Source organism: Staphylococcus sp. MSU001, assembly GCF_052976705.1.
On record NZ_JBRIKK010000001.1, the window covers coordinates 137,970 to 150,364 of the forward strand.

General features: G+C 33.4%; 1 protein-coding gene (only partly in view). It reads left to right on the plus strand.

Annotation, left to right across the window (positions count from 1 at the left end; all coding sequences use genetic code 11):
* Positions 1 to 12,395, plus strand: the 5' end (the start) of a protein-coding gene (gene ebh, locus ACVBFA_RS00695; protein ID WP_447158755.1) for a hyperosmolarity resistance protein Ebh. The gene runs 18,052 nt beyond the window's last position; the window shows 12,395 of its 30,447 coding nt (coding positions 1-12,395); its start codon is at positions 1 to 3; its stop codon lies off the right edge, out of view.

The following is a 12,395-nucleotide window of genomic DNA, read 5'->3' on the forward strand; positions in this document are numbered from 1 at the left end:
TTGAATAATCGTGATAAATTACAAAAATTTAGTATCCGAAAATACGCAATTGGAACATTTTCTACTGTGATTGCAACACTTGTATTCATGGGTATCAATCCAAACCTTGCAAGTGCCGACGAGTTGAATCAAAATCAAAAGTTAATTAAACAATTAAATCAAACAGATGATGATGATTCGAATACGCATAATCAAGAAATCGAAAATAACAAGCAAAATTCAGCTGGTCAGACTGAATCATTTCGTTCATCAACTAGTCATAATCAAGCAAATGCATCATTATCGGATCAAGTCAAAGACCTTAATGAAACATCGCAACAATTACCTACAAATATTTCTGATGATAGTATCAATCAATCGCATAGTGAAACAAATATGAATAACGAACCATTGCAAGTTGATAACAGTACTATGCAAGCACATAGTAAAAAAGTAAGCGATAGCAATGGAAATACTTCTGGAAATGAACATCATAAACTAACAGAAAATGTACTTGCGGAAAGCCGAGCAAGTAAAAATGACAAAGAAAAAGAGAATCTACAAGAGAAAGATAAACCACAGCAAGTACAGCCACCATTAGATAAAAATGCATTACAAGCTTTTTTTGACGCATCATATCACAATTACAGAATGATTGATATAGATCGTGCGGATACAACAGAATATCAAAAAGTCAAATCTGCTTTTGACTACGTCAATGACCTACTAGGTAATAATCAAAATATTCCTTCAGAACAGCTTGTTTCGGCATATCAACAATTAGAAAAAGCATTAGAACTTGCACGTACGTTACCACAACGATCTACTACAGAAAAACGTGGTAGAAGAAGTACGAGAAGTGTTGTTGAGGAACGATCATCAAGAAGCGATTACTTAGATGCAAGAACTGAATATTATGTTTCAAAAGATGATGATGATTCTGGTTTCCCTCCTGGTACTTTCTTCCATGCTTCAAATAGAAGATGGCCTTATAATTTACCAAGATCTAGGAACATCTTACGTGCTTCTGATGTACAAGGTAATGCTTATATCACTACAAAACGACTTAAAGATGGATATCAATGGGATATTTTATTTAATAGTAATCATAAAGGTCATGAATATATGTACTATTGGTTTGGACTTCCAAGTGATCAAACACCAACTGGTCCTGTAACTTTCACTATTATTAACCGTGATGGTTCAAGTACATCTACTGGTGGAGTGGGATTTGGATCAGGTGCACCACTACCTCAATTTTGGAGATCAGCAGGTGCTATTAATTCTAGCGTAGCGAATGATTTTAAACATGGTTCCGCTACAAATTATGCATTTTATGATGGTGTTAATAATTTTTCTGACTTTGCTAGAGGGGGAGAATTATACTTCGACAGAGAAGGCGCTACACAAACTAATAAATATTATGGCGATGAAAACTTCGCAATGTTAAATAGTGAGAAACCAGATCAAATAAGAGGATTAGATACAATATATAGCTTTAAAGGTAGTGGTGATGTAAGTTATCGTATTTCATTTAAAACTCAAGGAGCTCCAACTGCAAGATTGTATTATGCTGCTGGCGCGCGTTCTGGTGAATATAAACAAGCAACGAACTATAACCAACTCTATGTCGAACCTTATAAGAATTATCGAAATCGAGTACAGTCAAATGTCCAAGTTAAAAATCGTACACTTCATTTAAAAAGAACAATCAGACAATTCGATCCTACATTACAGAGAACTACTGATGTTCCTATTTTGGATAGTGACGGTTCCGGAAGTATTGATTCGGTATACGACCCATTAAGTTATGTAAAGAATGTGACTGGTACAGTCCTAGGTATTTATCCATCTTATCTTCCTTATAATCAGGAAAGATGGCAGGGAGCTAATGCAATGAATGCCTATCAAATTGAAGAACTTTTTTCACAAGAAAATCTTCAAAATGCAGCACGTTCAGGCCGTCCAATTCAATTTCTTGTAGGTTTTGATGTTGAAGATAGCCATCATAACCCTGAAACTCTTTTACCAGTAAATTTATATGTAAAACCTGAGTTAAAACATACAATTGAGTTATATCACGATAATGAAAAACAAAATAGAAAGGAATTTTCAGTATCGAAACGAGCGGGCCATGGCGTTTTCCAAGTAATGAGTGGAACGCTTCATAACACTGTAGGATCAGGAATATTACCTTATCAACAAGAGATACGTATCAAACTTACTAGTAATGAACCAATTAAAGATAGTGAATGGTCTATTACAGGATATCCTAACACGCTTGCATTACAAAACGCTGTGGGTAGAACAAATAATGCTACTGAAAAAAACTTAGCTCTTGTTGGTCATATTGATCCAGGAAATTATTTCATCACTGTTAAGTTTGGTGATAAAGTAGAACAATTTGAAATTAGATCAAAACCAACACCACCAAGAATCATTACAACTGCTAATGAATTACGTGGAAATCCTAACCACAAGCCTGAAATAAGAGTAACAGATATACCAAATGATACTACTGCTAAAATCAAACTTGTGATGGGTGGAACCGATGGTGATCATGATCCAGAAATAAATCCATATACTGTCCCTGAAAACTACACAGTAGTTGCAGAAGCATACCATGATAATGATCCAAGTAAAAATGGGATCTTAACATTCCGTTCATCAGACTACCTTAAAGATCTACCATTAAGCGGTGAATTAAAGGCAATTGTTTATTACAATCAATATGTACAATCAAACTTTAGTAATAGCGTTCCGTTTAGTAGTGATACAACACCACCTACAATTAATGAACCAGCAGGACTAGTTCATAAGTATTACAGAGGAGATCATGTAGAAATTACTCTTCCAGTCACTGATAATGCTGGCGGTTCAGGTTTAAGAGATGTAAACGTCAATTTACCTCAAGGTTGGACAAAATCTTTTACGATCAATCCTAATAATAATACTGAGGGTACGCTTAAGTTAATCGGTAATATACCTAGTAATGAAGCATATAATACGACATATCATTTCAATATAACTGCAACTGATAATTCTGGAAATACAACAAATCCAGCTAAAACCTTTATTTTAAATGTTGGTAAGTTGGCTGATGATTTAAATCCAGTCGGATTATCTAGAGATCAACTACAATTAGTGACAGACCCTTCTTCATTATCTAATTCAGAACGAGAAGAAGTAAAAAGAAAAATAAGTGAAGCAAATGCTAATATAAGATCATATTTATTACAAAATAACCCAATACTCGCTGGAGTAAACGGCGACGTCACATTTTATTATAGAGATGGTTCTGTAGATGTGATTGATGCTGAAAATGTAATCACATATGAACCCGAAAGAAAATCCATTTTCAGTGAAAATGGTAATACAAATAAAAAAGAAGCAGTAATCACTATTGCTAGAGGACAAAACTATTCCATTGGTCCAAACTTGAGAAAATATTTCTCATTAAGTAATGGTTCGGATTTACCTAATAGAGATTTCACCTCTATATCAGCTATTGGATTTTTACCTTCATCGAGTGAAATTAGTCGACTCAATGTTGGAAATTATAACTATAGAGTTAATGCTAAAAACGCTTATCATAAGACTCAACAAGAACTTAATTTAAAACTTAAAATAGTAGATGTTAATGCACCTACTGGTAATAATCGTGTATATAGAGTTAGTACTTATAATTTAACTAATGATGAAATCAATAAAATCAAACAAGCATTTAAAGCAGCTAATTCTGGACTTAATTTAAACGATAACGATATCACTGTTTCGAATAACTTCGATCATAGAAATGTTAGTAGTGTGACAGTAACTATACGTAAGGGCGATTTGATAAAAGAGTTTTCATCAAATCTCAATAATATGAATTTCTTACGTTGGGTTAATATAAGGGATGATTATACCATTTCGTGGACTTCTAGTAAGATTCAAGGTAGAAATACAGATGGTGGATTAGAATGGTCACCAGATCATAAATCACTTATTTATAAATATGATGCAACATTAGGTAGACAAATAAATACTAATGACGTGTTAACTTTACTTCAAGCAACAGCTAAAAGTTCAAATTTACGTTCAAATATTAATAGTAATGAAAAACAGTTAGCAGAACGAGGTACTAATGGGTATTCTAAATCTATAATTAGAGATGATGGTGAGAAATCTTATTTACTTAACTCAAATCCTATTCAAGTATTAGACTTAGTAGAACCAGAAAACGGTTACGGTGGACGACAAGTCAGTCATTCTAACGTTGTATATAATGAAAAAAATTCCACTATCGTAAATGGTCAGGTTCCAGAAGCTAATGGGGCATCCGCTTTTAATATTGATAAAGTTGTTAAAGCTAATGCGGCAAATAATGGTATTATGGGTGTTATCTATAAGGCACAATTATACTTAGCACCATACAGTCCAAAAGGTTACATTGAAAAATTAGGCCAAAATTTAAGCAATACCAATAACGTGATTAATGTTTATTTTGTGCCTTCTGATAAAGTAAATCCTAGTATAACTGTAGGTAATTACGACCATCATACGGTATATTCTGGTGAAACATTTAAAAATACTATCAATGTAAATGATAATTATGGATTAAATACAGTAGCTTCTACAAGTGATAGTGCAATTACTATGACCAGAAACAACAACGAGTTAGTAGGTCAGGCTCCTAATGTTACTAATAGCACAAATAAAATTGTAAAAGTTAAAGCCACAGATAAAAGTGGAAATGAAAGTATTGTTTCTTTCACAGTAAATATAAAACCATTAAACGAGAAATATAGAATAACAACTTCATCAAGCAATCAAACACCAGTGAGAATTAGTAATATTCAAAACAATGCTAACCTTTCAATTGAAGATCAAAATAGAGTAAAATCTTCACTCAGCATGACTAAAGTTTTAGGTACAAGAAATTATGTCAACGAGTCAAATAATGACGTTCGTAGTCAAGTTGTAAGTAAAGTAAATAGAAGTGGAAACAATGCTACAGTTAATGTTACAACTACATTTTCTGATGGCACAACTAATACAATAACTGTTCCAGTTAAACATGTGTTATTAGAGGTTGTACCTAATACTAGAACAACAGTAAGAGGACAACAATTTCCAACCGGCAAAGGAACTTCCCCGAATGATTTCTTTAGTTTAAGAACGGGAGGTCCAGTTGATGCGAGAATAGTTTGGGTTAATAATCAGGGTCCCGATATAAACAGTAATCAAATTGGTAGAGATTTAACATTACATGCTGAAATATTCTTTGATGGTGAAACAACACCAATTAGAAAAGATACGACTTACAAACTTAGTCAATCTATTCCAAAGCAAGTATATGAAACAACTATCAATGGTCGATTTAATTCATCAGGCGATGCATATCCAGGAAATTTTGTTCAAGCAGTAAATCAATATTGGCCAGAACATATGGACTTCAGATGGGCTCAAGGATCAGGTACACCAAGTTCTCGTAATGCAGGTTCATTTACTAAAACAGTTACGGTAGCTTATCAAAACGGCCAAACTGAAAACATTAATGTACTATTCAAAGTCAAACCAAATAAACCTGTTATTGATAGTAATAGTGTGATTTCAAAAGGACAATTAAATGGCCAACAAATTTTAGTTCGAAATGTTCCACAAAATGCACAAGTCACTCTATATCAATCAAATGGAACTGTTATTCCTAATACAAATACAACTATAGATTCTAACGGTATAGCTACTGTAACAATTCAAGGCACTCTACCAACCGGAAATATTACTGCTAAAACCTCAATGACAAATAATGTAACGTACACTAAACAAAATAGTAGTGGAATTGCTTCAAATACAACTGAAGATATAAGTGTTTTTTCAGAAACAAGTGATCAAGTAAATGTTACCGCTGGCATGCAAGCTAAAAATGATGGTATTAAAATAATTAAAGGTACAAACTATAATTTTAATGACTTCAATAGTTTCATAAGTAATATACCAGCGCATTCTACTCTTACATGGAACGAGGAGCCTAATAGTTGGAAAAACAACATTGGTACTACAACAAAAACTGTTACGGTTACTCTACCTAATCATCAAGGTACTAGAACTGTAGATATTCCAATAACAATCTATCCAACAGTTACAGCTAAGAATCCAGTAAGAGATCATAAAGGGCGAAACTTAACCAATGGTACTGACGTTTATAATTATATTATTTTTGAAAATAATAACCGTCTTGGAGGAACAGCTTCTTGGAAAGACAATCGTCAACCTGATAAAAACATAGCCGGTGTACAAAATTTAACTGCACTTGTTAATTATCCTGGCATATCTACACCATTAGAAGTTCCTGTTAAAGTGTGGGTATATAATTTTGATTTCCCTCAACCTATCTACAAAATTCAAGTAGGTGATACATCCCCTAAAGGAACATGGGTAGGCTATTACAAACATCTTGAAAATGGTGAGGGATTACCAATAGATGGTTGGAGATTTTATTGGAACCAGCAAAGTACAGGAACTACTAGTGATCAATGGCAATCATTAGCATATACTAGAACTCCTTTTGTTAAAACTGGTACTTATGATGTCGTTAATCCTAGCAACTGGGGTGTTTGGCAAACATCACAATCAGCTAAATTTATAGTTACAAATGCTAAGCCTAATCAACCAATCATAACCCAGTCTAAAACTGGTGATGTAACAGTAACACCTGGTGCTGTGCGTAATATACTAATAAGTGGGACAAATGATTATATCCAAACATCTGCAGATAAGATTGTTATTAATAAAAACGGAAATAAATTAACTACATTTGTTAAGAATAATGATGGTCGTTGGATTGTAGAAACTGGATCACCTGACATAAACGGTATCGGCCCAACAAATAATGGAACAGCTATATCTTTAAGTCGATTAGCAGTTAGACCTGGCGATTCAATAGAAGCAATAGCGACTGAAGGTTCTGGAGAAACTATAAGTACTTCAGCAACTAGTGAAATTTATATTGTCAAAGCTCCACAACCTGAGCAAGTAGCAACTCATACTTATGATAATGGAACATTCGATATATTACCTGACAATTCACGTAATTCTTTAAATCCAACTGAACGTGTCGAAATCAGTTACACTGAAAAATTTAATGGCAATGAAACACAAAAATCATTCACAGTTACTAAAAATAACAACGGCAAATGGACGATAAATAATAAACCAAATTATGTCGAGTTCAATCAGGATAATGGTAAAGTTGTATTTTCAGCCAATACAGTTAAACCTAATTCTCAAATTACAATAACCCCAAAAGCAGGTCTGGGTAACACTGAAAACACAAATCCTACTGTAATTCAAGCACCTGCGCAACATACTTTAACAATCAATGAAATTGTTAAAGAACAAGGTCAAAATGTGACTAATGATGATATTAATAATGCGGTTCAAGTGCCAAATAAAAATAGAGTTACGATTAAACAAGGAAACACTCTTCCAACAAATTTAGCTGGTGGTAGTACATCGCATATTCCAGTAGTTATTTATTACAGTGACGGAAGTTCTGAAGAAGCTACTGAGACTGTTAGAACTAAAGTTAATAAAACCGAATTAATCAATGCACGTCGTCGCCTAGATGAAGAAATTAGTAAAGAGAATAAAACACCATCAAGTATCAGAAACTTTGATCAAGCTCTGAATCGTGCTCAATCACAAATTAATACAGCTAAAAGTGAAGCTGACCAAGTTATAGGAACAGAATTTGCAACACCTCAACAAGTAAATTCAGCTTTATCTAAAGTTCAAGCTGCACAAAATAAAATAAATGATGCTAAAGTATTATTACAAAACAAGGCTGATAATAGTCAACTTGTGAGAGCAAAAGATCAATTACAACAAACGATTCAACCAGCCGCTTCAACTGATGGTATGACTCAAGATAGCACTAGGAACTATAACAATAAACGCCAAGCTGCTGAACAAGCAATACAACACGCAAATGGCGTTATAAATAATGGAGACGCGACATCCCAACAAATTAATGATGCTAAAAACACAGTTGAACAGGCACAGAGAGAATATGCTGAAGCCAAAAGTAACTTACGTGCTGATAAGTCACAGTTACAAAGCGCTTATGATACGTTAAATAGAGATGTGTTAACAAATGATAAAAAGCCAGCATCTGTAAGACGCTATAATGAGGCCATTTCAAGTATTAGAAGTGAATTAGATACAGCTAAAGCGGATGCAAGTAGTACTTTGCGAAACACTAACCCTTCCGTTGAACAAGTTAGAGACGCTTTAAATAAAATAAATACTGTTCAACCTAAAGTGAATCAAGCAATTGCTTTACTTCAACCAAAAGAAAATAATTCAGAACTTGTACAAGCTAAAAAACGTTTACAAGACGCTGTAAATGACATACCTCAAACACAAGGTATGACACAACAAACAATTAATAATTATAATGACAAACAACGTGAAGCTGAAAGAGCACTTACATCTGCACAAAGCGTGATTGATAATGGAGATGCTACCGCTCAAGATATTTCTTCTGAAAAATCTAAAGTAGAGCAAGCAATGCAAGCTTTAACTAATGCTAAAAGTAATCTGAGAGCTGATAAGAATGAATTACAGACTGCATATAACAAATTAATTGAGAACGTATCTACCAACGGTAAAAAACCGGCGAGTATACGTCAATACGAAACAGCCAAAGCCAGAATACAAAATCAAATTAATGATGCTAAAAATGAAGCGGAGCGAATTTTAGGTAACGATAATCCACAAGTCTCACAAGTAACTCAAGCCTTGAACAAAATCAAAGCTATTCAACCAAAATTAACCGAAGCAATCAACATGCTTCAAAACAAAGAAAATAATACAGAATTAGTCAATGCTAAAAACAGACTTGAAAATGCAGTAAATGATACAGATCCAACACACGGTATGACACAAGAAACAATTAATAATTACAACGCTAAAAAGCGAGAAGCTCAAGATGAAATACAAAAAGCGAACACGATTATTAATAATGGAGATGCTACCGCTCAAGATATTTCTTCTGAAAAATCTAAAGTAGAGCAAGTATTACAAGCATTACAAAATGCTAAGAATAACTTAAGAGCTGATAAAAGAGAATTACAGACTGCATACAATAAACTTATACAAAATGTTAATACCGATGGTAAAAAACCATCTAGTATTCAAAACTATAAGTCTGCAAGACGAAATATCGAAAACCAATATAATACCGCTAAAGACGAAGCTCATAATGTTCTTGAAAATACAAACCCTACTGTAAATGCAGTAGAGGATGCCCTACGTAAGATAAATGCAATTCAACCAGATGTTACAAAAGCTATTAATATGCTTCAAGATAAAGAAGATAATAGCGAACTCGTCAGAGCAAAAGAAAGATTAGATCAAGCCATTAATAGTCAACCATCACTAAATGGTATGACTCAAGAATCTATTAATAATTACACAGCAAAACGTAGAGATGCACAAAATATAGCAAGTTCTGCTGAGACTATTATTAATAATGGAGATGCATCTATAGAACAAATAACAGAAAATAAAATTCGAGTTGAAGATGCAACTAATGCACTTAATGAAGCAAAACAACATTTAACTGCAGATACAACTTCGTTAAAAACTGAAGTACGAAAATTAAGTAGGAGAGGCGACACAAACAACAAAAAACCTAGCAGTGTTAGTGCTTATAACAATACTATTCATTCGCTACAATCTGAAATTACACAGACTGAAAATAGAGCAAATGCTATCATCAATAAGCCTATCCGTTCTGTTGAAGAAGTAAATAATGCATTACATGAAGTAAACCAATTGAATCAACGCTTAACAGATACGATTAACTTACTACAACCTCTAGCGAATAAAGAAAGCTTAAAAGAAGCTCGTAATCGACTTGAAAGTAAAATTAATGAAACCGTTCAAACAGAAGGTATGACTCAACAATCTGTTGAAAATTATAATCAAGCTAAAATAAAAGCTCAAAATGAATCTAGTATTGCACAAACTCTTATTGATAATGGGGATGCATCTGATCAAGAAGTTTCTACAGAAATAGAAAAATTAAATCAAAAGCTGTCTGAATTAACAAATTCAATCAATCACTTAACAGTTAATAAAGAACCTTTAGAAATTGCTAAAACACAATTACAAGCAAATATTGACCAAAAACCTAGCACTGATGGTATGACGCAACAATCTGTACAAAGCTATCAACGTAAATTACAAGAAGCTAAAGATAAAATAAATTCAATTAATAATGTCTTAGCGAACAATCCAGATGTTAGTGCCATCAGAACAAACAAAGTTGAAGCAGAACAAATCAATAACGAGTTAACACAAGCGAAACAAGGTCTTACTGTTGATAAACAACCATTGATTAATGCAAAAACTGCTTTGCAACAAAGTTTAGATAATCAACCAAATACAACTGGTATGACTGAAGCAACAATTCAAAATTATAACGCTAAACGTCAAAAAGCTGAGCAAGCTATTCAAAAGGCAAATAAAGTAATTGAAAACGCTCAACCTAGCGTACAACAAGTGTCTGCTGAGAAATCTAAGGTAGAGCAAGCACTCAATGAATTGAACAACGCCAAATCAGCGCTTAGAGCTGATAAAGAAGAATTACAGCATGCATATGACCAGTTGATTCAACCAACGGATTTAAATAATAAGAAACCAGCTACTATCAATGCGTACAATCAAAGATATCAACAATTTAGTAATGAATTGAACAATACTAAAACAAATGCTGACCGAATTTTAAAAGAGCAAAACCCAAGTGTAGCTAACGTCAACAATGCACTAAATAAAGTAAGAGAAGTACAACAAAAATTAAACGAAGCCAGAGCACTTTTAGAAAATAAAGAAAACAACGACGAACTAGTTCGAGCAAAAGAGCAACTTCAACAAGCAGTTGATCAAGTTCCTTCAACTGAAGGAATGACGCGACAAACTAAAGATGATTACAATTCAAAACAACAAGCTGCTCAACAAGAAATAACAAAAGCACAACAAGTTATCGATAATGGCGATGCAACTACACAACAAATTTCTAACGCAAAAACAAATGTTGAACGCGCTTTAGAAGCATTAAATAATGCAAAAACTGGTTTAAGAGCAGACAAAGAGGAACTTCAAAATGCATATAATCAATTAACTCAAAATATTGATACGAGCGGTAAAACGCCATCAAGTATTAAGAAATACAATGAAGCTAAGTCTCGTATTCAATCTCAAATTGATTCAGCTAAAAATGAAGCAAACAGTGTTTTAACAAATGACAATCCTCAAGTATCACAAGTGACTGCTGCGTTAAACAAAATAAAAGCCGTTCAACCTGAACTAGATAAAGCAATCGCATTATTACAGAATAAAGAAAACAATGATGCATTAGTTAAAGCAAAACAAAGACTTGAACAAATTGTTAATGAAGCAGATCCAACACAAGGCATGACAACAGATACTGCTAATAACTATAAATCCAAAAAACGTGAAGCAGAAGATGAAATACAAAAAGCACAACAAATCATTAACAATGGCGATGCCACTGAGCAACAAATTACTACCGAAACAAATAGAGTAAATCAAGCGATTAATGCATTAAATAAAGCTAAAAACGATTTACGTGCTGATAAGTCTCAATTAGAACATGCTTATAACCAACTAATACAAAATGTTGATATAAATGGTAAAAAACCTGCAAGTATTCAACAATACCAAGCTGCTCGACAAGCCATTGAGACACAATACAATAACGCTAAATCAGAAGCACATCAAATTCTTGAAAATGGTAACCCTTCAGTTAATGAAGTAGCACAAGCATTACAAAAAGTTGAAGCCGTACAACCTGAATTGGATAAAGCGATAGCAATGCTTCAAGATAAAGAAGATAATAGTGCACTTGTCACAGCAAAAAATCAACTGCAACAAGCAGTTAATGATCAACCATTAACAACAGGTATGACTCAAGCTTCTATTAATAACTATGAAGCTAAGAGAAATGAGGCTCAAAGTGCTATCAGAAATGCAGAATCTGTCATCAACAATGGCGATGCATCAGCAAAACAAATTTCAGACGGGAAATCAAAAGTTGAACAAGCACTAGCACATTTGAATGATGCTAAACAACAATTAACTGCAGATACTACTGAATTACAAACAGCTGTTCAACAATTAAACCGAAGAGGCGATATAAATAATAAAAAGCCAAGAAGTATCAGTGCATATAATAAAGCAATTCAATCATTAGAAACACAAATTACGTCTGCTAAAGATAATGCCAACGCTGTGATACAAAAACCTATACGTACTGTTCAAGAAGTAAATAATGCATTACAACAAGTGAATCAGTTGAATCAACAATTAACTGAAGCAATTAGTCAACTTCAGCCGCTATCAAATAA